Consider the following 23,445-nt stretch of genomic DNA (forward strand, 5'->3'; position numbering starts at 1 on the left):
AGGTTGAACGTGAATTTGGGCGCGGTATTGTCGCTCATTTCGCTTTTTTTGGCCATTCGGAACCGCCACAAGAGCAATACGACGATTGTTGCACCCCCGGAACGTGGGCGCCCGATGCTCCGTCGCGTTATACTCCGACTAGGAGCTTGGCTCATTTCCAGCAAAAAGGACGACACAGCATATGACGAACCTGATTCTGGCAGCGCTTGCCGCGTTGGTTGTTGGCATTGTTATCGGGATTCTGGTGGGCCGGTCCGGCCAGGGCCAGACACTGCGACAGCGCCGCGCAGAGCAGCAGATCGAAGAACTGCGGAGTGAATTCACGCGTTATCAGGCGCAGGTGAATGAGCACTTCATGGAGTCGGCCCATCTGCTGCGTCGGTTCAACGACGCATACAGGGACGTCAACCAGCATATGGCGCGGGGCGCCAATCGTCTGTGTAACGACGAGGACTGGATGGAGGAGCTTCAGCAGGAGACGTCGAAGAAGCGGCTGGAGGAAGTCCGGGAAGATGCACCGGCGGAACCGCCTCGGGATTACGCTCCGAAAACCGATCCAGAGGCCAAGGGCACACTTGCCGAGGATTTCGGGTTGGATAAGGAGAAAAAGGCTTCTCAGGCCTGAGCTGGACTTACTTCTGTTGTAAGATTGATAGTTTTGGTGTTTGCGCGCGTGGGGCTTTGGCTCCCAAAACCCGCTCCTTGCGGCACATCCTTGTGACGCTTGAGCTCCGCCATCCCTGGCTCCGCACAGTTTTGGGAGCCAAAGCCCCACCCGCTTATCCAGACTTCCGGGCGTAGTCGCCTTACACCGGATTGTCGCAATCGATAAACTGGTGCTTCACTCCGAACTCTTTTTCCAACGCCTTCCCCAACGCCTGCACGCCATAGCGCTCAGTCGCGTGATGGCCTGCGGCAAAATAGTGAATGCCACATTCGCGCGCGGTGTGCGTTGTCGGCTCGGAAATCTCACCGCTGATGTACGCATCCAATCCGGCGTTGAGTGCCGTTTCAATAAAACCTTGAGCCGCACCGGTGCACCAGCCAATCTTGCGGATTTTCTCCGGACCTTCGCCAACCCAGAGGGGCTCGCGATGGAGTTTTCGAGCAAGGTGTAGTGCGAAACTTTGGGGGCTCATGGCCTCGGGCAGTTCGCCCTCCCACACCAGGCCGCCGAGTGGACGAGGGTTTCTGATGTCGAGAACATCCGCCAGCTGCCGGTTGTTGCCATAATCCGGGTGGTCGTCCAGCGGGAGATGATAGGCGACGAGATTGATGTCGTTGTCGAGGAGCTGTTTCAGGCGCTCACGTTTCATGCCCCGGATTCGCTGGTCTTCACCCTTCCAGAAATACCCGTGGTGAACCAGGATCATATCGGCATTGACGTCGATGGCGGCTTCGATCAGGGCTTTTGAGGCGGTTACACCGGAGACGATGGTGCTGACCTCTTCCTTCCCTTCCACCTGAAGGCCATTCGGGCAGTAATCCTGGAAATTCTCAGGCTGCAACCATTCGTTGATTCTCTCAAGAATTGTCGTTCTGCTCGCCATGATTCACTCCTAAAGACTATGCCCCACGAGTTCGACTAGCGGGACGGGTAGACCCTTCCGGGAATGTAGAGGGCCAAGGATGGCCCGAAACAAGCGCACAGGGATGTGCTCGTAGCGGTTCCCGGAAGGGTCTGCCCGGCCCGCGATCTCCACAAGGTTATAAGGCTAGAGAGACGCCAGGCCTCGAATCAACGCATCGTTCTGTTCAGCGGTTCCGATTGTGATTCGCAGGAACTCGCTGATTCGGGGCTTGTTGAAGTGCCGGACAATGATGCCCTGTTCCCTCAGACTTTTTGCCAGCGCCTCGCCAGATTGCTCTTTGTGTCGGGCAAAGACAAAGTTGGCCTTGGACGGGAGCACTTCAAACCCCATGTTCTCCAATGCTTTGGTGACACGCTCACGCTCAGTAATGACACCGTCACAGGATTTACGGAACCAGGCTTCGTCCTCGTACGCGGCCTTCGCACCAGCCAGGGCCAGTCGGTCCAGCGGATAACTGTTGAAGCTGTTTTTCACGCGATTCAGGGCTTCAATCAGATCTCTATGGCCGACCGCAAAACCAACCCGCAGACCAGCCAATGAGCGGGCCTTGGACAACGTCTGGCTGACCAGCAGGTTCGGGTATTGATCCACCAGCGTGATCGCACTCTCCCCACCGAAATCCACGTAGGCTTCGTCAACCACGACCACGCGGTCGGGGTTGGCCTGTAGGATGGATTCGACCTGCTCCAACGGCAGATAACGACCGGTCGGTGCATTCGGGTTCGGGAAAATTACCCCACCATTGGGCTGACGGTAGTCCTCCGGATCGATTTCAAAGCTGTCCGTGAGCGGGACCGGCTTGCCCTCGATCTTGTAGAGGCCACAGTAAACCGGATAGAAACTGTAGGTCACGTCCGGAAACAGGATGGGCTCACCATGCTGGAACAGGCCATAGAAAATGTGGGCCAGCACTTCGTCCGAGCCATTTCCCAGAAACACCTGCTCCGGGACAACGCCGTGATACCTGGCGATGGTCTCGCGGAGAGCCTCGCCCTCGGGATCCGGGTACAGGCGAAGCCCATCGTTCAGCTCGGCTTTGATCGCTTCGATCACTTTTGGTGAGGGACCAAACGGGTTTTCATTGGTATTAAGCTTGACCAGGTTCGCCATTTTGGGCTGCTCGCCCGGAACATAGGGAACCAGATCGTTGACCAGCGGACTCCAGAATCTGCTCATGACGCACCACCCTTGATCCGGTATTCGGCGGAACGGGCGTGCGCAGTCAAACCCTCCCCGCGCGCCAGAACCGAGGCTACCCGGCCCATCCGGTCAGCGCCCGAAGCGCTGAAACCGATGATCGACGACCGCTTCTGGAAGTCGTAGACCCCCAACGGTGAAGAGAACCGGGCCGTGCCACTGGTCGGCAGCACGTGGTTGGGACCAGCGCAGTAATCGCCAAGGGCTTCGGCCGTGTAACGACCCATGAAGATGGCACCGGCGTGCCGTATGTCTTCCAACATCGCCTCAGGGTCTTCCACTGACAGTTCCAGGTGCTCGGGGGCGACGCGATTCGAGACTTCAGCCGCTTCTTTCAGATCCGCAACCTGGATAAGCGCAGCTCGATCGGCCATGGAGGTGCGAATGATGTCCGCCCGCTCCATGGTCGGCAGCAATTTGTTGATGCTCGCTTCCACCGCATCCAGAAAGGCACCATCCGGACTGATCAGAATGCTCTGGGCCTGCTCATCGTGCTCTGCCTGGGAAAACAGATCCATGGCAATCCAGTCGGGATCGGTCTTGCCATCGGAAATCACGAGGATCTCGGACGGACCGGCAATCATGTCGATACCGACCACACCAAACACTTCCCGCTTGGCGGTGGCCACAAAAATATTGCCTGGCCCAACGATCTTATCGACGGACGGAATGGTGTCGGTGCCGTAAGCCAATGCCCCGACCGCCTGGGCTCCACCGATGGTGAACACTCGATCCACACCGGCAATCGCCGCCGCCGCCAGCACCATATCGTTCACCACCCCGTCCGGAGTGGGAACCACCATGATGACTTCACCAACGCCTGCCACTTTCGCCGGTATGGCATTCATCAAAACAGACGAGGGATACGCTGCCTTGCCACCGGGCACATACAACCCTGCCCGATCCAACGGCGTCACCTTCTGGCCGAGCACTGTTCCGTCGGCATCCTCGTACTGCCAGGACTTCTGGTTCTGACGTTCGTGGTAATCCCGAACCCTCTCGGCCGCCTGCTCCAGCGCCACGCGCTGATCCTCGGGAATGGCCTTGAGGGACTGCTGCAGCCGCGCGTTATCCATCTCCAGCTCAGCCACAGAACCGACCGACAACCGATCAAACTTCTCGGTAAACTCCAGGACGGCCTGGTCACCCCGGGTTTTCACCTCGTGCAGGATGTGACGAACCGACTCATTCACCTGATGATCCACGCTGTCGTCCCAGGCCAGCAGCTTGGCCAGTGCAGCGTCAAAGTCACTCTGGGAGGCGTTCAATCGTTTGATGGTCAGGTCGGTCATTTCGCATTTCCTGCTTCAGGAGAACATTACTTCGGTCTTTAATGATGGCCTTAAAGGGTTTGCAGAGCCGTTTGGGGCGGGCTTTCCAAAACTGTGCGGAGCCATGGATGGCGGAGCTCAAGCGTCACATGGACGTGCCCGAGCGGGTTTTGGAAAGTTCGCCCCGAACGGCTCCACCCCCGAGGCCAGTTGGCCCCGGAGTTTTATTCGGCAACGCGACGTTTTTCGACCGCCGCAGACATCTTCTCGATTATGGGGTTAATCCGCCCATGTTTCATCTTCATGGACGCGCGATTCACCACAAGCCGGCTGCTGATATGCTCAATCAGATCCCGTGCCTCAAGCCCGTTCGCCTTGAGCGTATTGCCAGTGTCCACAATGTCCACGATCTCGTCGGCCAGCCCAAGGATCGGCGCCAGCTCCATCGCCCCGTAGAGCTTGATGATATCGGCCTGACGCCCCTGCGAGGAATAGTACCTTCGAGCCAGATTGACGAACTTGGTGGCCACCTTGATTCGCCCATTGGGCGGGGTTTGCCCCTTGGGGCCGGCAGTCATCAGGCGGCAACGGGAGATATTCAGATCCAGAGGCTCATACAACCCCTCGGCCCCATGCTCCATCAGGACATCCTTGCCGGTCACGCCCAGATCTGCCCCGCCGTACTGCACGTAGGTAGGAACATCGGTGGCCCGGATGATCAGCACGCGCACATCCGGATCGGTGGTCGGAAACACCAGCTTGCGGGATTTTTTCACATCGTCGACCAGCTCGATGCCAGCTTCGGCCAGCAACGGCAGGGTTTCATCGAGGATTCGTCCCTTCGACAAGGCGATGGTGATGGAATCTGTCATGCGTCCTTCCGGTTTCCCGTCTGTGTCTGTCACGCTGGCAATCGCCGGATACTGGCGCCCAGCAACTGCAATTTCTCTTCAATGCACTCGTAACCGCGGTCGATGTGATAGATGCGGTCAACAATCGTATCTCCGTCGGCGACGAGACCGGCGATCACAAGGCTAGCCGAGGCGCGCAGATCTGTGGCCATTACCGGTGCACCGGTCAGGTGATCCACACCCTTGATGATGGCGGCATTGCCTTCGAGGGTGATATCGGCCCCCATGCGCCCCAGCTCCTGGAGATGCATGAACCGGTTTTCGAATACCGTCTCAACGATCGTGCCAGAACCTTCCGCCACCGCATTCATGGCAGCGAACTGGGCTTGCATATCGGTTGGAAACGCCGGATAAGGCGCTGTCCGCAAGCTGACCGCTTTCGGTCGATTGCCTTTCATGTCCAGCTCGATCCAGGTGTCGCCGGTCGTAATGTGTGCTCCTGCCTCTTCGAGCTTCAGCAGGACTGCCTCGAGCAGATCCTCCCGGGTATCCTTGAGCTTGACCCGCCCCCCGGTCGCTGCTGCGGCCACAAGGTAGGTTCCGGTCTCGATGCGGTCAGGCAGTACGTCGTAATGACACCCATGCAAGCGTTCTACGCCGTTGATTTCGATGGTTGCCGTACCGTGACCTTTGATATCAGCGCCCATGGCAATCAGGCACTCTGCCAGGTCCACGACTTCCGGCTCGCGGGCGGCATTTTCGAGGATGGTTTTTCCATCCGCCAGCGCCGCGGCCATCATCAGGTTCTCGGTGCCGGTCACGGTGACGGTATCGAGGAAGATATGGGCCCCTTTCAGTCGACCGTTGGTTTTGGCCTTGATGTAACCATTCTCGACCCGCACATCCGCCCCCATCATCTCCAATCCGTGGATATGGAGATTGACCGGCCGGCTACCAATGGCACAACCGCCTGGCAACGAAACCTCGGCTTCACCGAAGTGGGCGACCAGTGGCCCCAGAACCAGGATGGATGCCCGCATGGTCTTCACCAGCTCGTAGGGCGCATGGAAATGCTTGATGGTGTTGGCGTGAATCTCCACGCTCATCTTTTCATCAATCATCAACTCCACACCCATACGACCAAGCAGCTCGATCATGGTTGTGATGTCATGCAGGTGCGGCAGATTGCCCACGGTCACCGGCTCGTCCGCCAGCAGGGTGGCGGCGAGGATCGGCAGGGCGGCGTTTTTGGCACCGGAGATACGAATTTCACCATCGAGGGGTTTGCGCCCCCGAATCAGGAGTTTGTCCACAATAGAAGTCCTGTGTCTTGCGGGCGCGTCAGCCCTGGCGCTCGGCCCATTCTGCCGGAGTATAGGCTCGCGGATGCAGAGCGTGAATGGTGCCATCCATTATGTGCTGGAACAGCGCCTTGTTGATCATTTGCTGCCGCTTAATGGTCGGCAAGCCTTCGAATACCTCACCGACGACGACAACCAGATAATGGGTTCCGTCAACCTGCACCTGAACCTCGCAACCGGGCAAGGCCTCTTTGACCAGTTCAGTGACTTCGGCGGCGTCCATAAAGCATCCTCGGGTGTTTTAAAAATTGAGGGGCGAGATTGTAACCAATTAGTGGGCGCGGGTCAGCTGACTGTCCAGATTACTGAGCGCCGCGAGCGAGGCCAGTCGATCGTTCATGCCCCGGAAAGAAAGAGCCACCCCCAGGTTGGCTGCCAGGCGCTGCCAGCACAGAAGCATGGAAAGTACCGCACTGTGAGCGGTTCCGAGCCCGGACAGGTCGACAATCAGGTCTTTGCCTGACTCCCGGATCCGCCGCTCGCCCCGGTACCGGAGCTCTACGACCGAGGACAGGTCTACGGTTCCGGTAATTTCAAGAACACCGTCTGTAAGCTCCGCCTTTGCCCCGGTCGCTGTCATGACTTGTTCACTTCCTTATCGAGATTCAGGGAGTCGACCGCATCGCTCCAGCTGTCAATAACCGCCTGCACCTGGCCATGGTTCTGCTCCATTTCCTGGCTGAAACGATCACGGAACGCAAGACCGATGTTCACGCCCTCGACAATTACGTTTTCCATCATCCACTGACCACCGGCCTCCTTCCGATACATGGAATAGGTGACCGGGTAACGATTGCCGGAGGCGCTGATAACCTCCATCTGGACTGACGCACGATTATCGTTCTGTGGAAGAATGGTGGCCTCCTGCACGACAATCTCAAAATTTTCGGCACTGACCAGTGCCTGGGCGTAACTGTCGAACAGGCTTCGCTTGAATTTTTCAACAAACTCGTTCCGCTGTTCCGGTGTAGTCTGCCGCGCATAACGCCCCATTACCCGGGCCGCAATACGGCGGAAATCGACAAAATCACTCAGGGCCTCATCCATGCTCTTGTAGAAAGCTTCCGGATCCTTTTCATACAACCCTCTCTCCTCGTTCAGCTTCTTGACGAGGCGCTGGGTATTGGAGTCAACGTAATTCCGGAGGTCTTCGGCCTCATCCGCCTGAACCTGGCCAACAAAGAAGGCCATCATAGCGATGAACAGTACCATGCGTTTTGTCAGGGTAAGCATCAGGTTCTCCTGCAAGTATCCTGTATCGTACCGGTGGCTCAGCGCCCCGAGGCGAAGTTGCTGATCAACCGCTCGAGATTCATCGCCGACTGGGTGGAATAGAAGGTGTCTCCCGGCTTCAGGGAGTCCATATCGCCGCCCACTGATACATCAATGTACTGCTCACCGAGCAGCCCGGATGTACGTATAACTGCTGCGCTGTCGGCAGGTATGTTGTCGACATCCGAATGGATGGCCATCTTCACTCGCGCCTGGAAGGTCTTTTTGTCCAGGGTGATGGAGTCGATGGTTCCTATGGTGACCCCCGCCATCGAAATCCGTCCCCGAGGGGTAAGGCCTCCGGTGTCGTTGAAATTCGCATACAGCGTGTAGGTGCTCTCCGCGGCCTTGGGAGACAGGCCGCTGACCTGCAAGGCCATGAACAGCAAGGCCGCCAGGCCCGCAATCATAAACAGGCCAACAATGATTTCTACGGTTCTTTGTGCCATTTCCGGCTCCCGTTATTCCAGATCAGAAGTTGCCGAACATTACGGCGGTCAATACAAAATCCAGGCCCAGCACCGCAAGCGATGAATACACCACCGTTTTGGTGGTGGCCGAGCTGATGCCTGCGGAGGTAGGGACACAGTCATACCCCTGGTAAACCGCAATCCAGGCGCAGACAAAGCCAAAGACGACACTCTTGATGACACCATTGAGCACATCATCCACAAACTCCACGGAAGACTGCATGTTGCCCCAGAACGAGCCGTCGTATACCCCGAGCCATTCCACGCCCACCAGCATACCGCCCCAGATGCCAACGACGGAGAAGATCAGCGCCAGCACCGGCATGGTGTAGAAGCCGGCCCACAGCCGTGGTGAAATGACTCGCCGGAGGGGATCAACACCCATCATTTCCATGCTCGAGAGCTGCTCGGTGGCTTTCATCAATCCAATCTCGGCGGTCAGGGCAGAACCGGCACGCCCCGCAAACAACAACGCGGTCACCACCGGTCCGAGCTCCCGGACCAGCGTCAGCGCAATCATCTGGCCGATGGCCGACTCGGAGCCGTAGTCGCTCAGAATGGTATAGCCCTGGAGTCCCAGCACCATGCCGATGAACAGACCGGACACCACAACAATCGCCAGGGACAGTACGCCCACCGAGTAGATCTGGCGCACCAGAAGCGGAAATCCGACGGCCGGCTTCGGAACCCCACGAAGGACCCCGAACAGGAACTGCCCCGAGCGCCCAAAGGAGACGATCACATTGATGCCCGTCTGACCGAGAGCTCTTACACGATCCAGCATCAGGCTTTCCTCCCCAGACCAAAGTCTGTTGTCGCATCTTCGGCGGGGTAGTGGAACGGCACCGGACCGTCTGGCTGCCCCTGCAGGAATTGCTGGACCCGCTCGGACTCATGGGCGCGCAACTCTTCCGGCGTGCCCTGCCCGATCACCTTGCCATCCGCAATGATGCAGGCGAAATGGCAGATACTGAGGGATTCCGTGACATCGTGAGACACCAGAACGCTGGTCAGGCCCATTGAGCTGTTCAGATCCCGGATCAGCTTTACAAGCACCCCCATGGCGATCGGGTCCTGGCCGGTAAACGGCTCATCGTACATAATCAACTCGGGATCCAGCGCGATGCTCCGCGCCAGGGCCACGCGACGTGTCATACCACCTGACAGCTCAGAAGGCATCAGATCCCGGGCACCGCGCAGCCCGACCGCCTCGAGTTTCATCAGGACAATGTCCCGGATCATGTCTTCGGGCAGATTGGTGTGTACGCGGATCGGAAAGGCCACATTCTCGAACACGCTCAGATCGGTAAAGAGTGCTCCGCTCTGAAACAGCATGCCCATTTTCTGCCGGAGGGCATACAGGGCAGTCCGCTTGAGCCTGGGCACCTCGTGGCCATCCACGCGGATGCTGCCGCTATCCGGGCGAAGCTGGCCACCGATCAGCTTGAGAAGCGTTGTTTTACCGGTGCCGCTCGGCCCCATGATGGCAGTAACCTTGCCGCGAGGAATGTCCAGCGAGATACCATCGAAAATACGTCGGCCGGACCGTGAGAACACGACGTTTTCCAGAGAAATATATGCGCTCGAACCCATAGTCAGTCCTTACAAAAGAGCGGGTACATTATTCGAAGGCGGCGGGAACCTCAACGTCTTGGCCCCAAAATGTACCGATAGTCGCACGTGGTTTCACTGAACTTTACGTAACAGGGCCGCGCTGGATGCGTAAAATGTTATACTCCGCCGAGTTTTCAAGGACCCGACGGAACACCCAACCAGAAGGCAGGCCAGCGCCCGATGACAGCACACACAGACCAGGATTTTCGAACGTCCGCCCTTCGAGCCATCCGCATTGAAACGAAAGCGATCGAAGCCCTGGAATCCCGGATCGACGAATCGTTCATCCGAGCCTGCGAGGTTATCATGCAGTGCAAGGGGCGAGTGGTGGTAACCGGCATGGGCAAGTCGGGCCACATCGGCAACAAGATAGCGGCAACCCTTGCCAGTACCGGTACGCCGGCCTTCTTTGTGCACCCCGGCGAAGCCAGTCACGGGGACCTTGGCATGATAACCGGCCAGGATGTGGTCATCGCCATATCGAACAGCGGCAACACCAGCGAAGTCGTCACTATCCTGCCGTTGATCAAGCGCATGGGCGCCCCCCTGATCAGTATGACCGGCAATCGTGATTCCGTATTGTCACGGGAAGCCGTCGCCAACCTGGATGTGAGCGTCGAAGCAGAAGCCTGCCCCCTCGGACTGGCCCCCACCTCCAGCACCACGGCCACCCTGGTGATGGGGGATGCTCTCGCCGTTGCATTGCTTGAAGCCCGGGGCTTCAGCGCCGAGGATTTTGCCTTTTCCCACCCCGGCGGCACCCTGGGCCGACGTCTGCTGTTGCGGGTTTCAGACATCATGCACACGGGCGACCGGATTCCGATGGTGAGCGAAGGAACCACCCTGAGTGGTGCCCTGCTTGAGATTTCCAGAAAAGGCCTGGGCATGACCACCGTGGTGGACGCCAAGGGTCGACTCACCGGCGTGTTCACTGACGGCGACCTGCGCCGGACCCTAGACAAGTCCGTTGACATCCACAACACAGCCATCGAACAGGTGATGACGCGGAACGGCAAGACCATCGCTGCAGATCAGCTGGCGGCCGAGGCGCTTAACATCATGGAAGACATGAAAATCAATGCGTTACCGGTCACCGGTGACAACGGCGAACTGGTCGGAGCCATCAACATGCACGACCTGCTTCGCGCTGGAGTGATCTGATGAATGTCCAACCGCCCCTCAGCTCCGACTGGCCAGAAGAGCTGATCGACAAGGCCGCCCGAATCCGGCTGATTGCGCTGGACGTCGACGGTATCATGAGTGATGGCAAGCTCTACTTCAGCGCCACCGGCGATGAAACAAAGGGCTTCAACATCCTGGACGGGCTGGGCCTGAAACAGCTTATGGCCGCGGGCATAACGGTTGCGGTGATTACCGGACGCCGCTCTCCCCTGACCGAGAAGCGCATGACCGACCTCGGCATCCCCCATTTGATGCAGGGCCGGGAAGATAAAAAGCAGGCACTGGACGAACTGGTTCGGGACATGAACATCCAGCCCGACGAGATCGCCTACATGGGCGATGACCTGCCCGACCTGCCCGCACTTCGTTTCGCCGGGCTCGGCATTACAGTCCCCAATGGTTACTGGCTCGTTCAACAGCATGCCGATTATTGCACCAGAGCCGCCGGAGGCAGTGGGGCCGTCAGGGAAGCCTGCGATCTGATCCTGGCCGCACAGAACAAACTTGAAGCGGCCCTCGCACGCTACCTGGAGGCCGGCGAATGATCCGGCCACTGGCATCACTGCTCCAGTTCTCGGAGCGCCCGGTGATCCGAACTTTTGCCCTGGCCGTTATCCTGGCCGCCACGGCCTTGTTACTCTGGCGCAGCGGCGATCAGCCGGTGACGGACACGACCAACGCCGAACTGAGAGGCCCGGCAGAACCGGACGGCTTTGTTGTCGACGGCCGATACACCGAATACGACCAGGATGGAAACCTCGATGTCCGCTTTTCCAGCCCGCGGATCGAGCAGTTCGAAGAGGGCAACCTGACCACCATCGAAGCACCGGAAGCGGAGCTTTTTGGAGACCCGGACACCCTGCCCTGGAAGGTAAAAGCGGAGCATGGCAGTCTGTTGCAGGATTCAAACCTGCTGTATCTGACCGGGAACGTCAAGGTTAACCGCCAGATCGGTCAGCGGACGGCAACGCTGGAAACCACCAAACTGACGCTCGACAATGACCAGAACATCATCTATACCGACGCGCCAGTGACCATCACTGACAATGTCGGCGTGACCCGTTCCAAGGGTATGAAAGCCTGGATCAACGACCGCATCCTGGAGCTCAACTCCCAAGTGGAAGGACGCTATGAAACTGCTCGATAATCCGATTCCCCTGGTGGCGATCGCAATCTTGTCATCGCTTCTGCCACTCCCTGCAAGGGCATTTGACCTGGATTCGGACGTTCCCATTAAAGTGAACGCCGATCACGCCCGATTGGACGACAATCAAGGCGTTGCAACCTACACCGGCGATGTCATCCTGACCCAGGGCGAAACCCGCCTCGATGCCGATCGTGTCGTGTTGTTCCGCAATGGCGATGGCCTCAACCGCATTGAAGCGACCGGTAACCCGGCCCACTACCGCCAGCCAACCCGTGACGGCAACGGTGAAACCGATGCGCGGGCGACCAACATCACCTGGTCGGCACAGGACAAACAACTCACCTTTGAAAAAAATGCCGTCATCAAGCAGAACGGCAACGTTTTCCGGGGTGACCTGATTCATTACGATACCGTTCAACGGCTGGTTACCGCCCAGGGCTCTCCGGATACAGGATCCGGCAGTGGCCGAGTCGAAATGGTCATTCAGCCCCGCACTACCAGAAAGGGATCCGATGGCAGTTCTCAGAGCCAGTAACCTGGCAAAAAGCTACAAGCAGAAAAAAGTGGTGATCGACGTCTCCCTCGAAATACAGAGCGGAGAAATCGTTGGTCTCCTCGGGCCCAATGGTGCCGGGAAAACCACCTGCTTTTACATGATCGTCGGACTGGTACCCGCCGACAACGGCCGCATTACCATCGACAGCAAGGACATCACGCCGCTTCCGATGCACGGGCGGGCCCGCAAAGGCATCGGATACCTGCCCCAGGAAGCCTCGGTGTTCCGCAAACTGAGCGTGCGGGACAACATCATGGCCATCCTGGAAACCCGGAAGGGCCTGAACCGCGCCGACCGCGAGGCGCGCCTTGAGGAACTACTCACGGAATTCCACATTACCCATATCCGTGACAGTTTGGGCATGGCGCTGTCCGGCGGCGAACGGCGGCGGGTGGAGATTGCCCGGGCACTGGCCATGGAACCCGCCTTTATCCTGCTGGATGAGCCTTTCGCCGGGGTTGACCCGATTTCTGTAAGCGACATCAAACATATTATCCGGCACCTGCGGGACAAAGGCATCGGCGTCCTGATCACAGATCACAACGTGCGGGAAACCCTGGACATCTGCGAAAATGCCTACATTGTCTCCGGCGGTCATATCATCGCGTCGGGCAGCGCTGAAGACATCCTCGCCAACCGGCAGGTAAAAGAAGTGTATCTCGGTAACGAATTCCGGCTCTGACAACCATTGGCTGATTGTCTTGCCGGCACGTAACAAGTAAACTCGGCAAAGAACTTGCTTACCCGCCCAAGTAGCGGGCAAACATAGCATTTTTTTATAAATTCCAATGATGTAGAGCGCCAATGCGTGACGGATCCTGAATCATGGTGATGAAAGCATCCTTACAGCTAAAGCTGGGCCAAAGCCTGACGATGACGCCCCAGCTTCAGCAGGCTATCCGGCTTCTACAACTTTCCACCCTGGATCTGCAGCAGGAAATCCAGCAGGCCCTCGAGTCCAACCCCATGCTGGAGACGTCCGAAGAGGACGAGCATTCTGAATCTTCGGAAGACAACCAGGATTCCGAGCCCACGGCCAGCGACACATCTGCCGAAGAGCCTTCGGAAGGACAGGATGACTGGGACGTCAGCGAATCCGGGCCGGACTGGTCCACCGAAAACGATACGCCTGACAATATCCCGGACGATTTACCCGTAGATACGGCGTGGGACGACATCTACCAATCAGCGCCGGCCCCGGCTTCCCGTTCCGATGAGGACGGTGAACAGGACTTCGAGAGCCGCAACTCCGCGGCGGAAACACTGCACGATCACCTGGAATGGCAACTCAATCTGACACCGCTGAGTGAACGTGACCAGGCTGTTGCCCACGCGCTGCTGGATGCCGTGGATGACCGTGGCTATCTGACCAGTTCCCTCGAGGAGATTCACGCCGGGCTGTCGGATGAAACCGATGAGGATCCGCTGGAGCTCGACGAAGTGGAGGCGGTACTGCACCGCCTCCAGCATTTCGATCCCCCCGGCGTGTTCGCCCGGGACTTGCAGGAATGCCTGCTGATCCAGTTGAACCAGCTTCCCCCCGATACCCCCTGGCTGCCCCAGGCGCGCCTGGTCATTACCCACTACATCAACCTGCTTGGCAATCGCGACTACGCCCAGTTGCTGCGTCGCAGCCGCCTCAAGGAGGACCAGCTTCGGGAAGTACTGGCGCTAATTACGGGCCTCAATCCGCGTCCCGGGGACGTGCTCGATCAGGGTGAGCCAGATTATGTCATTCCCGACGTCATCGTCCGCAAACACCATGGACGCTGGCGGGTTGAGCTGAACCCCGAGATTGCCCCGCGCATTCGGGTCAATGCCAGCTATGCGTCGCTGATCCGCCGGGCCGACAGCAGCGCCGACAATACCTACCTCAGGGATCAGTTGCAGGAAGCAAAGTGGTTCATCAAGAGCCTCCAGAGCCGGAACGAAACCCTCCTGAAAGTGGCGACCCGCATCGTTGAACATCAGCAGGGATTCCTGGACCACGGCGAAGAGGCCATGAAACCGCTCATTCTGTCGGATATTGCCCAGGCCGTAGAGATGCACGAGTCCACCATCTCCCGGGTAACGACCCAGAAATACATGCACACCCCCAGGGGCATCTTCGAATTGAAGTATTTCTTCTCCAGCCACGTCAGTACCGACGAAGGCGGAGAATGCTCCTCAACGGCGATCCGCGCGATGATCAAGAAACTGATTGCGGCGGAAACTCCCAAAAAGCCATTGAGTGACAGTAAAATTGCAGCCATGCTAGGAGAACAGGGCATCAAGGTGGCAAGACGCACCGTGGCCAAGTATCGGGAGGCAATGCATATACCGCCTTCCAACGAAAGAAAACGACTGGTGTAAAAACAGGAGAGACGCCTATGCAACTCAATATTTCAGGCCATCACGTAGAATTGACCCCTTCCCTCAAGGACTATGTCACCGAGAAATTCAACAAGCTCGAGCGTCACTTTGACCACATTTCCAACTGTCAGGTGACCCTCGAGGTCGACAAGGTGCGTCAGATTGCCGAGGGAACGTTGCACGTAGTTGGCGGTGATATTCACGCAAAGGCGGAAGACAGCGATATGTACGCTGCTATTGATGGCCTGATAGACAAGCTCGATCGCCAGATACTCAAGCACAAAGAGAAGAACGTAGACCGGATGCACGGAAACGGCCAACGCTAACTGGCGGTTCCCATGCCTGTCATGCCACAGCGCTGCGGCACTTGAGGTGCCGCAGCCTTTTTTTTACGGAAACGCAGTCGATCCATGAGCGACACATCCCTGACCATAGACACCATCCTTGCGCCTGAGCTGACCCTTTGCCGGGTGCCGGCCTCCAGCAAGAAGCGGGTTCTGGAGTTCATCGCTGAACAGATCCACGAGCAGGACGAATCCCTGAACGATGTCCAGATATTCAACAATCTGATTGCCAGAGAACGGCTGGGAAGTACCGGCATAGGCCAGGGCATCGCAATCCCTCACTGCAGACTTGAGGGTCTGGATCGGGTCATCGGGGTCTTGCTGACGCTGGAAGAAAGCGTCGAGTTCGATGCCATTGACAACCAGCCAGTCGACCTGGTCTTCGCCCTGATCGTTCCCAAGGAAGCGACCAGCGAACACCTCGAACTGCTGAGCCAGCTGGCTGAGAAATTCAACGAACGTTCATTTTGCAATGCGCTTCGCGAATGCGAAGACGCCAGGACACTGTATGAGCGCATGACAGCCGCAAGCGGCTGACATCCACCGGACAGGAGACAACGGGACATGAAGCTGATCATCGTCAGTGGTCGTTCAGGCTCGGGCAAGAGTACCGCGCTGCATGTGCTTGAAGACCTGGGTTTCTACTGCATTGATAACCTGCCCATCGGTCTGTTGTTTCCGCTGACCCAGGAAGCCGCCACAAAGGCAACGACCGATCGGCTGGGCCGAATGGCCGTCAGTATCGATGCCCGCAACCTGTCGGGTGAGATTGCCAACTTCGAGGACATCTACAGCCAGTTACAGGAAACCGGCGTCGAGATTGAGATCATCTTCCTGGATGCCGATGAACAATCTCTGCTCCAGCGATTTCATGCCACCCGTCGCAAACACCCCCTGAGTGATGATCGGACCTCTCTGAGAGAGGCCATCAGCAACGAGAAAAATTTGCTGGAGCCCCTGTCCAAACTGGCGGATCTTTACGTCAACACCGCCGGTATGTCGATCTACGAACTTCGTGACCAGATCAAGCAAAGGGTCGTCGGCCGAAAAGGGCAGGAACTGGCCCTGTTGTTCCAGTCCTTTGGTTACAAGCATGGCGTGCCACTGGATTCGGATTACGTCTTTGATGTCCGCTGCCTGCCGAATCCCTACTGGGATACCAGCCTCAGGAAATATGTCGGAACCGACCAGCCCGTCATCGAGTTTCTTGAGCGAGAATCGGCCACCCGCGCCATGGTCGATGACCTGACCGGATTCCTGGCAACGTGGCTGCCGTCATTCGCCGACAGCAATCGCAGTTACATGACCATCTCCATCGGGTGCACGGGCGGACAACACCGGTCGGTCTACGTGTGTGAGCAACTGGGTCGGTACTTTCGGGAACATTACAGCAATGTGCAGGTTCGGCACTCCGAATTACCCCACCTGCAAGCTCGAGAAGAGATCTGAGCCCATATGATCCGCCGTCCAGTCACCATTATCAACAAACTGGGTCTGCACGCCCGCGCAACCGCCAAGCTGGTGGCCACTGCTTCGAATTTTGACTCATCACTCCGGATTGCCCGCAATGATCGGGAAGTAGACGCCAAAAACATCATGCAGGTCATGATGCTGGCGGCCAGCCAGGGAACCGAGGTGGAACTCATCGCCGAGGGCCCCGATGAAGAAGAGGCTGTCGCGGCGCTGGTCGAACTGATCGACGATTATTTTGGCGAGGGTGAATGACCGATATCCTGGAAAAGGGTCAGGCCAGACAACGCCTTCGTTCGCTCAGTGAGGCGCTGGACAGCGGCGCCCTCAAACAGGTCGCCCGAATACTGAATGGCGGTCTGAGCCCGAGTGACATTGCCCACCTTCTGGAATCTTCGCCGCCCCGACAGCGCGCCCTGCTCTGGAATCTGGTCGAGAAAGATCTCGAAGGTGAGGTTCTCCAGTACCTGAGCGACGATATCCGGGGCTATTTCCTGAGTCAGCTCAACGCCCAGGAACTGGCGGATATCATCGAGGACTTCGAGTCCGACGATCTCGCCGACCTTTTGCAGCAACTTCCGGACACGGTTATCCAGGAAGTGCTGGATACCATGGACGAGCAGGACCGCCAGCGGGTGGAAGAGGTCCTCTCCTACCCGGAGGATACTGCCGGCGGCCTGATGAATACGGACACCATCACGGTCCGTCCGGACATCAGCATTGACGTCGTGCTCCGTTACCTGCGACTGCATCGTAGTCTGCCGCCCATGACCGACAGCCTGATTGTTGTCAGTCGCCGGGATGAATTCATCGGCATCCTTCCGATCACCCGGATTCTGGTATCCAGCCCGACGGCCACCGTTCGCGAGGTGATGGACACTGATATAGAACCCGTTCCGGTGACCCTTTCCGATACCAAGGTCGCCACGCTGTTCGAACGCTACGACCTGATTTCTGCACCGGTGGTCAACGATCAGGGGCGGCTGCTCGGCCGGATCACGATTGATGACGTGGTAGACGTTATCCGGGAGGATGCCGATCACTCGTTGATGAGCATGGCGGGTCTTGATGAAGACGAGGATACCTTTGCCCCGGTCTGGAAGACCACCCGACGCCGGGCGGTGTGGCTCGGCATCAACCTGGTGACCGCCTTCATTGCCTCTGCGGTCATCGGCCTGTTCGAGGCCACCATCAGCAAGGTTGTCGCACTCGCCGTGCTGATGCCGATTGTCGCCAGCATGGGCGGGATCGCCGGGAGCCAGACACTGACTCTGGTTATCCGCGGCATGGCCGTCGGGCAGATCAGCGGCGCAAACGTGAGCTGGCTTTTGAACCGCGAATTCATGGTGGGCGCCCTCAATGGACTTTTCTGGGCGGTCGTGGTGGCAACCGCCGCGGCAGCCTGGTTCCAGGATCTCCTGATTGGCGGGATTATCGCAGCCGCCCTGGTTATCAACCTGATTGCGGCGGCCTTTGTCGGCACCGTCCTGCCCCTGTTTCTCAAATCACGAAACATTGACCCGGCCCTGGCGGGCAGCGTTATTCTGACAACGGTGACCGACGTCGTGGGCTTTATGGCCTTTCTGGGCCTGGCAACATTTTTCTATTCCTGACAAGCAGACAACACCATGATCGAGCAACACGAAGACGAACATCCCGAGGACCTGGGACCCAGCAAATCACAGATCAAGCGCGAGATGCAGGCGCTTCAGGCACTGGGCAAGCGAATGCTCGACCTGAGTGACGAGCAGATGGCCAATCTCCCGATCAGCGATACCTTGCGGGCGGCTATCGTGGAATCACGCCGAATTCGCCAGCACGAAGCCCGGCGCCGCCACCTTCACTACATTGGCAAGGTTCTCAGACAGGAAGACGATCCGGAGGCCATCGAACGGGGCCTCTCCGCGTTCGATGCCGGCAGCGCCGAGCATACCCGCCGCCACCACCTCGCCGAGCGCTGGCGCGACCGGATGATAACGGAGGGTGATGCAGCCGTAGGCCAGTTTATTGATTATTGTCCCTCGGCAGACGTACAGCATCTGCGCAACCTGGCCAGAAACGCCCGGAAGGACGCCGAAAAACAGAAGAACACCGGCCAGGCCAAAAAGCTGTTCCGCTACCTTCGGGAATGCATTGACGACATTGAATGATCGACGGGGTCGGGAACCGCTATAGCCGTCGATGTGCCCACACGGGCATCTTCTCGCGCACGGATTTCAGTCGCTCACGGTCGAGTTCGGCGATTACAAGCCCCGCGCCATCTTCGGTCAGTTCCGCCCGCACCTCACCCCAGGGGTCGCAGATCAGGCTGTGGCCATAGGTGCGGCGCTGATCGCTGTTGTACCCACCCTGCCCTGGCGCAACCACCCAGACCTGGTTCTCGATCGCCCGGGCCCGGATCAGCGCATGCCAATGGGCATTGCCGGTGTACCAGGTAAAGGCACTTGGCAGGGAGATCCACTCGGCGCCTCGTTCACGAAGCTCACGAAACAGCTCCGGAAACCTCAGATCGTAGCAAATCGCCATGCCCAGACGACCAACCGGGGTATCCACCGTCACTACCTGGTTACCGGCCTCGAAGGTATCCGACTCCCGGTATTGGCCATGGGCATCCTCCACGCTGGCATCGAACAGGTGGATTTTGTCGTAGCGTGCCACCTCCCGGCCGCTATCATCGACCACCAGGCCTGACGCCCGAACCCGCCCTTCAATCCGGCTGCCGTCCGGTCGTCGTGCCATGGGCAACGAGCCCCCGACGATCCATAACCCCAGTTCTTTTGCCCGCTGGCGAAGGAAATCCCGGATAACCGGATGCTCCCCGGACTCGACCCCGCCACAGGACACCATGTCGGAGGTCGACATCAACGCAAAATTTTCCGGCAACACCGCCACCCGTGCGCCCTGCCGGGCAGCCTGATTCAGCAACTGAGCCGCCATCGAGAGATTTGATTCCAGCGAAGCACCACTGACCATCTGAATCGCAGCGACGCCGCTTTGTGAAGGATCGACCATGGATACCTCCTGCACGGTTTTACTTGCCATTATCGAACACCCTGCGCAGTTCCACCTTAGGGTCACTCCAGGATCCGGTGACACTGTAGGAAGCGCTGGTCAGCTTGCTCAAAGGATCGCCCAGAACCTTGTCGAGGACAAAAAGCGCTCCGCCCACGGGCGCCGCGGCCCCCATCAAGAGGGCTGCCAGCGGCAGGTTCTGTGTCAGCGGCAGAACAACCACCAGCCCCATGTCCAGGGTTTCCGCGTCTAGGTCGGTGGTGCCGCTCAGCTTGAATGCGCCGGAAGGACCAACGATCTGGAGTTCCGGGTCGAGGGTCACGAGACCATTGATGATCTGGGCCTTGCCGGAAATGGCGTCAAAGGCCACGCCTCGTTCGTATAGATCCGAAAAATCCAGTTTTAGTCGGCGCCAGAGCGTGTCAGCGTTGAGCAGATTGAAAATGCGGAAAACCTGGGCTGTGTTGTTTTTCTGCAGAATGATGCCGTCATCCAGGCGCAGCCGCACGGATCCGCTCAGCTTTCGGAGCGAGAACGCGTCGGGCCGGCCCGGCCAATCCACATCCAACTCAATGTCGGTCTTCTTGTTGGTCAGCGGAATGTCGGCGCCAAACAGCTTCTGGAGATCCGCCAGCGCACCTCCGGTGACCGAGCCGTCAAAACGGCTCACTTGTCGGTCGCTGACAATGCTCCAGGTCAGGTCTCCGAGCAGGGTCAGGGAGTCCAGCCGCCCCTGGATGCTGTTGACCTTGAGACGATAAGGCTCCGGTCGCAGATGGAAAGACCAGCTTCCGAGTGTGTTGTCGTTCACCCGGAGTTTGGCAATGGTCACATCGACATCCGGCCAGCTACCCATATTAAGTGACCGGAATGCCTTTATCTGTTCGTCCGGAGTCAGGGATACCGGTTCACTATCCGATGAACTGTCGTCCCTGACGAGACGGACCTCTTCAAAGTCCGCCTTGACCGGATCGTCGTTCCCGGGAATTACCACTCGACCGGTGGCTTGATCGGACTTGGTTGTCACCACCCATCGATCGGACAGTGCCAGGGCACTGATATCAACATTTTTCAGGACACTCTGGCCTAGGTGCAGAGTACCCAGGGTGAGGTCGAATCCCGTTTTTTTCCATAGCAAGTCAAAATCGGCACGATCCTGCCAGGTTCCGCGAACCCTGACGCCGTCTTTGGCGGTCGGGTCAATGTTCACTGTCAGCGGTGTTTTTTCTGACGCCGCTTTCGCAAGGGGCTCGGGCCAATCCACCTGCAATCCTTCCAGTGACGACTTCACCCGGATTCCGGAGGTGGTTTCGGCATCCACTGAAAGATCTGCCACATAGTTCAGCTTGCCGGTCACACCCAATCCGTCCAGCGCTTCCAGTCCGGATTGCCGGAATACCCGCGGTACCTCCAGGCGACCGCTCTGGCTGATGCGAAGCCGGTTATTGCTGCCCGCCAATCCCAGACTGACGGTTACGGGTTCGCCAAAAAACTGTGCCTTGATGGGGGAGCCGGAAAAACCGCCGTTGGTCCGGTAGGTCACGTCTCCCTGGATGTCCTTCCAACTCAGGTTGGCATCGGGGTAGGACACTGAGCCGTTGTCCGTTCGGACCCTTGCCGTAACCTCCGTGGGGCGATCAGGGGCCAGCGGGATCGTCAAACCAAGATCCAGGCCGTACCTACCCCCATAAACCAGACCGTTTGCAGCGCTGCCGGCCATTTGGCCCAGGGGGGTCTGGTCAAGCCAGAAGCCAATGGCCTCTCCCGGCACCTCTGCCGAGGCATCCACCTGAATCGTTGAACCGCCTTCGCCTGGAATCACCTGGACATGGCTTGGTGATAACGACAGTCCTCCGGTTTCCCCCGCGGTCAGCCGAACGTCGGTCTTGCCGTTATGCACCTCGACGCGCCCACGGGCGCCGGTCACTGCCGGCCAACGCTCGTCATACCGGACCGAAGCATCGTCGAATTCGTACCACATGGACGAGACGAAGGCGCCTCGGGGCGCATTCCGTCCGACAGGACCATGGCCATAGTAAACCCCGGAGGTGATATCCGCTTTGGTAATGGACGTGGTCAGCCATTCATACAGGCCAGGATCGACCGCTTTGACCGGCACGAAGTCCTCAAGCATGGACGCCTGTCCGTGCTCCACTCCGACACGCAGCCCCAGATTGTCCTCGCCGTCTTTCTCCAGCCTGAGATCGAATGCCCCCGTTAGCCGGGTCCGATCGCCGTAACGCATACGGATGTTGTGGGAGAATACCCGGGTGGTCTCATCAGACAGCTGCCAGGCCACCGTCCCCTGCAGATCGGAAAGGGACCAGCTATCACCAAAAAGCATCGGAAATCCGAGGGTGACCGGTCCCTGGCCCGGGTCGAGCTGCACGAAACCGGATGAGGCATCCAGCGCAATTTTTCCGTACAGGCCGGTCGCGCCGGGCGCGCCCCCATAGGCCTCGACTGCGACATCCTTCAGGTGTCCGGCCATGGCAAATCCGCCGCTTCCGGGGAGACTGAGGTGTACCTTATCCAATGCCCCGCTGGGCTTGTAGTGATTGAGGGCACGGTCCGCCGCACCCGGCAGCAAGGGCAACGCCGTAAACAGCCGTCGCAGGGGTTCCAGGGGCAGAGAATCTGCAACCAGCTCCAGATCCGTTCCTTTTTTCGGCATCCCCCGAACACTGAAGGGGGGAACAGAGGTCTTATCCCAACGCCATTGCAGGTCCCTGATGTGCCACTCTCCCGCATTGGGCGGCTGATTCCCCTGACCGCCGGAGGTCCGACGCCAGCCGAAATGCGCCCGGATATTTTCAATGGGCGCCAAAGACTGGTGACCGGTGCCCAGCTGCAGGTAAGGCGTCTGTACCGATCCACTGACTTGTTCCAGAACACCGTCGCGAAAGGTCAGCCAGGCCCTGCCGCCGAGGTCAAAGCCCTCGATCCTGATTCCACGCCATTCATAAGCCTCCGCAAAACTATCGAAGACCCGGCCGGAGGTGACATCAAGGTAGAGCTGTCCGGTGAAGTCGCCCCGGAAGAACTGGCGCCCCACCAGGGAAAAGCTCGCCAACTGTTCGGTGGTTCCGGCGCGCATGGCCCTACCGGACGCCCGGAACAGGCCACGGCTATAGACCAGATCGAGCTGGGGAATATCCAGATACCGGACGTTGTCCGAATTGTCACGTATGCGCAGATGCAGCCGGGTCAGCTTCACGTAGGGATCGGAGAGCCATTCACCTGCCAGTCCCAGCAGATCCTGCAGGCGGGTCTGGGCTGGCGCAGGCAGCCGAATACCTTCCACACTGACACGGCCATTCGGAGCCTGGTTCAGGGTCAGATCCAGGCCATCAGCCTCAAACTCCTCAAACACCAGACGGGCGCGCAGCAGCGAGGCCAGAAACGATGGCCGGATCCTGAGGTGCTGTAAACGTGCAACGGTCTCACCGGTATCGGGCTCGGCCACCGAAATGTCCTGCGCCAGGAACGTCGGATCCAGCCAGTTCCAGCGGGCCGACAGGGCCCCGATTGTCACCTGCTTGCCGGTCCGGATGGACAGCTGATGGGCCAGGTCGTCGCGAAAGCTGTCGATATTGCTGGTGAGCTGGCGCCCGATACCGGCGTAGAGGGCAAACAGCAGAAGTATGCCAAGAAGTAGCCACCAGACCAGGCTGGCAAGCCGGGCGGCCCACCTGACCGGCCCGGACTCGACGGGGATATCCGGCAGTGACGGCCCGTGATCGTCAGAAGACAT

General features: G+C 58.5%; 26 protein-coding genes. 13 read left to right on the plus strand and 13 right to left on the minus strand.

The annotated features are described in order from the left end of the window. Positions 1-181 precede the first annotated feature (181 nt). Positions 182-625 carry a YhcB family protein gene (locus MSNKSG1_RS08945; protein WP_008938929.1) on the plus strand — a complete coding sequence of 148 codons (444 nt, stop codon included), beginning with the start codon at positions 182-184 and terminating at the stop codon, positions 623-625. Between the two features lie 181 nt (positions 626-806). Here the strand turns inward: MSNKSG1_RS08945 and MSNKSG1_RS08950 are convergent, their stop codons facing one another. The 11 genes from MSNKSG1_RS08950 to MSNKSG1_RS09000 all read right to left on the minus strand — a co-directional run bounded on the left by MSNKSG1_RS08950 (position 807) and on the right by MSNKSG1_RS09000 (position 9,607). Further along, on the minus strand, positions 807-1,550 hold the full coding sequence (locus MSNKSG1_RS08950) for a Nif3-like dinuclear metal center hexameric protein (protein ID WP_008938930.1): 744 nt from the start codon (positions 1,548-1,550) through the stop codon (positions 807-809). A 165-nt stretch (positions 1,551-1,715) separates the two neighbouring features. Beyond that, positions 1,716-2,768, minus strand: coding sequence for a histidinol-phosphate transaminase (gene hisC / locus MSNKSG1_RS08955; protein WP_008938931.1), 1,053 nt, complete (start codon positions 2,766-2,768; stop codon positions 1,716-1,718). Beyond that, a complete protein-coding gene (gene hisD, locus MSNKSG1_RS08960) occupies positions 2,765-4,081 on the minus strand; it encodes a histidinol dehydrogenase (protein WP_008938932.1) in 1,317 nt (438 codons plus the stop codon). The genes hisC and hisD overlap by 4 nt, the downstream gene beginning before the upstream one ends. A gap of 203 nt (positions 4,082-4,284) precedes the next feature. Further along, positions 4,285-4,932: an ATP phosphoribosyltransferase gene (gene hisG, locus MSNKSG1_RS08965; RefSeq protein ID WP_008938933.1), complete on the minus strand. Its 648-nt coding sequence runs from the start codon at positions 4,930-4,932 to the stop codon at positions 4,285-4,287. Between the two features lie 29 nt (positions 4,933-4,961). After that, positions 4,962-6,224, minus strand: a complete 1,263-nt coding sequence (gene murA, locus MSNKSG1_RS08970) for a UDP-N-acetylglucosamine 1-carboxyvinyltransferase (RefSeq protein ID WP_008938934.1) — start codon at positions 6,222-6,224, stop codon at positions 4,962-4,964. Between the two features lie 28 nt (positions 6,225-6,252). Continuing rightward, positions 6,253-6,495 (minus strand): BolA/IbaG family iron-sulfur metabolism protein, encoded by a 243-nt coding sequence (locus tag MSNKSG1_RS08975; protein ID WP_008938935.1) that lies wholly within the window; start codon positions 6,493-6,495, stop codon positions 6,253-6,255. A gap of 48 nt (positions 6,496-6,543) precedes the next feature. Beyond that, on the minus strand, positions 6,544-6,852 hold the full coding sequence (locus MSNKSG1_RS08980) for an STAS domain-containing protein (protein ID WP_008938936.1): 309 nt from the start codon (positions 6,850-6,852) through the stop codon (positions 6,544-6,546). Continuing rightward, positions 6,849-7,505, minus strand: a complete 657-nt coding sequence (locus tag MSNKSG1_RS08985; protein ID WP_008938937.1) for an MlaC/ttg2D family ABC transporter substrate-binding protein — start codon at positions 7,503-7,505, stop codon at positions 6,849-6,851. Before MSNKSG1_RS08985 ends, MSNKSG1_RS08980 begins: the two co-directional genes overlap by 4 nt. 38 nt (positions 7,506-7,543) lie before the next feature. Further along, a complete protein-coding gene (mlaD, locus tag MSNKSG1_RS08990; protein WP_008938938.1) occupies positions 7,544-7,993 on the minus strand; it encodes an outer membrane lipid asymmetry maintenance protein MlaD in 450 nt (149 codons plus the stop codon). Positions 7,994-8,015: 22 nt separating this feature from the next. Beyond that, positions 8,016-8,798 (minus strand): lipid asymmetry maintenance ABC transporter permease subunit MlaE, encoded by a 783-nt coding sequence (gene mlaE, locus MSNKSG1_RS08995; RefSeq protein ID WP_008938939.1) that lies wholly within the window; start codon positions 8,796-8,798, stop codon positions 8,016-8,018. Beyond that, positions 8,798-9,607 carry an ABC transporter ATP-binding protein gene (locus MSNKSG1_RS09000; RefSeq protein WP_008938940.1) on the minus strand — a complete coding sequence of 270 codons (810 nt, stop codon included), beginning with the start codon at positions 9,605-9,607 and terminating at the stop codon, positions 8,798-8,800. Before MSNKSG1_RS09000 ends, mlaE begins: the two co-directional genes overlap by 1 nt. Before the next feature lie 201 nt (positions 9,608-9,808). Between MSNKSG1_RS09000 and MSNKSG1_RS09005 the strand changes: the two genes are divergently transcribed. The 12 genes from MSNKSG1_RS09005 to yjgA all read left to right on the plus strand — a co-directional run bounded on the left by MSNKSG1_RS09005 (position 9,809) and on the right by yjgA (position 18,829). After that, positions 9,809-10,789: a KpsF/GutQ family sugar-phosphate isomerase gene (locus tag MSNKSG1_RS09005; protein WP_008938941.1), complete on the plus strand. Its 981-nt coding sequence runs from the start codon at positions 9,809-9,811 to the stop codon at positions 10,787-10,789. Continuing rightward, positions 10,789-11,355, plus strand: a complete 567-nt coding sequence (locus tag MSNKSG1_RS09010) for a KdsC family phosphatase (RefSeq protein WP_008938942.1) — start codon at positions 10,789-10,791, stop codon at positions 11,353-11,355. Before MSNKSG1_RS09005 ends, MSNKSG1_RS09010 begins: the two co-directional genes overlap by 1 nt. Further along, positions 11,352-11,957, plus strand: coding sequence for an LPS export ABC transporter periplasmic protein LptC (lptC, locus tag MSNKSG1_RS09015; RefSeq protein WP_008938943.1), 606 nt, complete (start codon positions 11,352-11,354; stop codon positions 11,955-11,957). The genes MSNKSG1_RS09010 and lptC overlap by 4 nt, the downstream gene beginning before the upstream one ends. Next, a complete protein-coding gene (lptA, locus tag MSNKSG1_RS09020) occupies positions 11,941-12,492 on the plus strand; it encodes a lipopolysaccharide transport periplasmic protein LptA (protein WP_008938944.1) in 552 nt (183 codons plus the stop codon). Before lptC ends, lptA begins: the two co-directional genes overlap by 17 nt. Beyond that, positions 12,470-13,195: an LPS export ABC transporter ATP-binding protein gene (gene lptB, locus MSNKSG1_RS09025; protein WP_008938945.1), complete on the plus strand. Its 726-nt coding sequence runs from the start codon at positions 12,470-12,472 to the stop codon at positions 13,193-13,195. The genes lptA and lptB overlap by 23 nt, the downstream gene beginning before the upstream one ends. A 149-nt stretch (positions 13,196-13,344) precedes the next feature. Then, complete coding sequence (locus tag MSNKSG1_RS09030) at positions 13,345-14,865, plus strand: RNA polymerase factor sigma-54 (protein ID WP_008938946.1); 1,521 nt, start codon at positions 13,345-13,347, stop codon at positions 14,863-14,865. A 17-nt stretch (positions 14,866-14,882) separates the two neighbouring features. Continuing rightward, positions 14,883-15,191 carry a ribosome hibernation promoting factor gene (hpf, locus tag MSNKSG1_RS09035; protein WP_008938947.1) on the plus strand — a complete coding sequence of 103 codons (309 nt, stop codon included), beginning with the start codon at positions 14,883-14,885 and terminating at the stop codon, positions 15,189-15,191. Positions 15,192-15,275: 84 nt separating this feature from the next. Beyond that, positions 15,276-15,746, plus strand: a complete 471-nt coding sequence (ptsN, locus tag MSNKSG1_RS09040) for a PTS IIA-like nitrogen regulatory protein PtsN (RefSeq protein ID WP_008938948.1) — start codon at positions 15,276-15,278, stop codon at positions 15,744-15,746. A 27-nt stretch (positions 15,747-15,773) separates the two neighbouring features. Next, positions 15,774-16,658 (plus strand): RNase adapter RapZ, encoded by an 885-nt coding sequence (gene rapZ, locus MSNKSG1_RS09045; protein WP_008938949.1) that lies wholly within the window; start codon positions 15,774-15,776, stop codon positions 16,656-16,658. Positions 16,659-16,664: 6 nt separating this feature from the next. Then, positions 16,665-16,934: an HPr family phosphocarrier protein gene (locus MSNKSG1_RS09050; protein ID WP_008938950.1), complete on the plus strand. Its 270-nt coding sequence runs from the start codon at positions 16,665-16,667 to the stop codon at positions 16,932-16,934. Then, positions 16,931-18,292, plus strand: coding sequence for a magnesium transporter (gene mgtE, locus MSNKSG1_RS09055; RefSeq protein WP_008938951.1), 1,362 nt, complete (start codon positions 16,931-16,933; stop codon positions 18,290-18,292). Before MSNKSG1_RS09050 ends, mgtE begins: the two co-directional genes overlap by 4 nt. Positions 18,293-18,307: 15 nt before the next feature. After that, the gene (gene yjgA, locus MSNKSG1_RS09060) at positions 18,308-18,829 is read left to right on the plus strand and encodes a ribosome biogenesis factor YjgA (RefSeq protein WP_008938952.1); all 522 of its coding nucleotides are present in this window, start codon (positions 18,308-18,310) and stop codon (positions 18,827-18,829) included. Positions 18,830-18,848: 19 nt separating this feature from the next. Here the strand turns inward: yjgA and MSNKSG1_RS09065 are convergent, their stop codons facing one another. Next, positions 18,849-19,691 carry a carbon-nitrogen hydrolase family protein gene (locus tag MSNKSG1_RS09065; protein WP_008938953.1) on the minus strand — a complete coding sequence of 281 codons (843 nt, stop codon included), beginning with the start codon at positions 19,689-19,691 and terminating at the stop codon, positions 18,849-18,851. A gap of 19 nt (positions 19,692-19,710) precedes the next feature. After that, positions 19,711-23,445, minus strand: a complete 3,735-nt coding sequence (locus tag MSNKSG1_RS09070; RefSeq protein WP_008938954.1) for a YhdP family phospholipid transporter — start codon at positions 23,443-23,445, stop codon at positions 19,711-19,713.

Source organism: Marinobacter santoriniensis NKSG1, assembly GCF_000347775.1.
GTDB lineage: Bacteria > Pseudomonadota > Gammaproteobacteria > Pseudomonadales > Oleiphilaceae > Marinobacter > Marinobacter santoriniensis.

Excerpts from the sequence above, each read along its gene's own strand:
- MSNKSG1_RS08945 (WP_008938929.1), top strand. The coding sequence starts at position 182 with ATGACGAACCTGATTCTGGCAGCGCTTGCCGCGTTGGTTGTTGGCATT.
- MSNKSG1_RS08950 (WP_008938930.1), bottom strand. The coding sequence starts at position 1,550 with ATGGCGAGCAGAACGACAATTCTTGAGAGAATCAACGAATGGTTGCAG.
- hisC (WP_008938931.1), bottom strand. The coding sequence starts at position 2,768 with ATGAGCAGATTCTGGAGTCCGCTGGTCAACGATCTGGTTCCCTATGTT.
- hisD (WP_008938932.1), bottom strand. The coding sequence starts at position 4,081 with ATGACCGACCTGACCATCAAACGATTGAACGCCTCCCAGAGTGACTTT.
- hisG (WP_008938933.1), bottom strand. The coding sequence starts at position 4,932 with ATGACAGATTCCATCACCATCGCCTTGTCGAAGGGACGAATCCTCGAT.
- MSNKSG1_RS08975 (WP_008938935.1), bottom strand. The coding sequence starts at position 6,495 with ATGGACGCCGCCGAAGTCACTGAACTGGTCAAAGAGGCCTTGCCCGGT.
- MSNKSG1_RS08980 (WP_008938936.1), bottom strand. The coding sequence starts at position 6,852 with ATGACAGCGACCGGGGCAAAGGCGGAGCTTACAGACGGTGTTCTTGAA.
- MSNKSG1_RS08985 (WP_008938937.1), bottom strand. The coding sequence starts at position 7,505 with ATGCTTACCCTGACAAAACGCATGGTACTGTTCATCGCTATGATGGCC.
- mlaD (WP_008938938.1), bottom strand. The coding sequence starts at position 7,993 with ATGGCACAAAGAACCGTAGAAATCATTGTTGGCCTGTTTATGATTGCG.
- mlaE (WP_008938939.1), bottom strand. The coding sequence starts at position 8,798 with ATGCTGGATCGTGTAAGAGCTCTCGGTCAGACGGGCATCAATGTGATC.
- MSNKSG1_RS09000 (WP_008938940.1), bottom strand. The coding sequence starts at position 9,607 with ATGGGTTCGAGCGCATATATTTCTCTGGAAAACGTCGTGTTCTCACGG.
- MSNKSG1_RS09005 (WP_008938941.1), top strand. The coding sequence starts at position 9,809 with ATGACAGCACACACAGACCAGGATTTTCGAACGTCCGCCCTTCGAGCC.
- MSNKSG1_RS09010 (WP_008938942.1), top strand. The coding sequence starts at position 10,789 with ATGAATGTCCAACCGCCCCTCAGCTCCGACTGGCCAGAAGAGCTGATC.
- lptC (WP_008938943.1), top strand. The coding sequence starts at position 11,352 with ATGATCCGGCCACTGGCATCACTGCTCCAGTTCTCGGAGCGCCCGGTG.
- lptA (WP_008938944.1), top strand. The coding sequence starts at position 11,941 with ATGAAACTGCTCGATAATCCGATTCCCCTGGTGGCGATCGCAATCTTG.
- lptB (WP_008938945.1), top strand. The coding sequence starts at position 12,470 with ATGGCAGTTCTCAGAGCCAGTAACCTGGCAAAAAGCTACAAGCAGAAA.
- MSNKSG1_RS09030 (WP_008938946.1), top strand. The coding sequence starts at position 13,345 with ATGAAAGCATCCTTACAGCTAAAGCTGGGCCAAAGCCTGACGATGACG.
- hpf (WP_008938947.1), top strand. The coding sequence starts at position 14,883 with ATGCAACTCAATATTTCAGGCCATCACGTAGAATTGACCCCTTCCCTC.
- ptsN (WP_008938948.1), top strand. The coding sequence starts at position 15,276 with ATGAGCGACACATCCCTGACCATAGACACCATCCTTGCGCCTGAGCTG.
- rapZ (WP_008938949.1), top strand. The coding sequence starts at position 15,774 with ATGAAGCTGATCATCGTCAGTGGTCGTTCAGGCTCGGGCAAGAGTACC.
- MSNKSG1_RS09050 (WP_008938950.1), top strand. The coding sequence starts at position 16,665 with ATGATCCGCCGTCCAGTCACCATTATCAACAAACTGGGTCTGCACGCC.
- mgtE (WP_008938951.1), top strand. The coding sequence starts at position 16,931 with ATGACCGATATCCTGGAAAAGGGTCAGGCCAGACAACGCCTTCGTTCG.
- yjgA (WP_008938952.1), top strand. The coding sequence starts at position 18,308 with ATGATCGAGCAACACGAAGACGAACATCCCGAGGACCTGGGACCCAGC.
- MSNKSG1_RS09065 (WP_008938953.1), bottom strand. The coding sequence starts at position 19,691 with ATGGTCGATCCTTCACAAAGCGGCGTCGCTGCGATTCAGATGGTCAGT.
- MSNKSG1_RS09070 (WP_008938954.1), bottom strand. The coding sequence starts at position 23,445 with ATGTCTTCTGACGATCACGGGCCGTCACTGCCGGATATCCCCGTCGAG.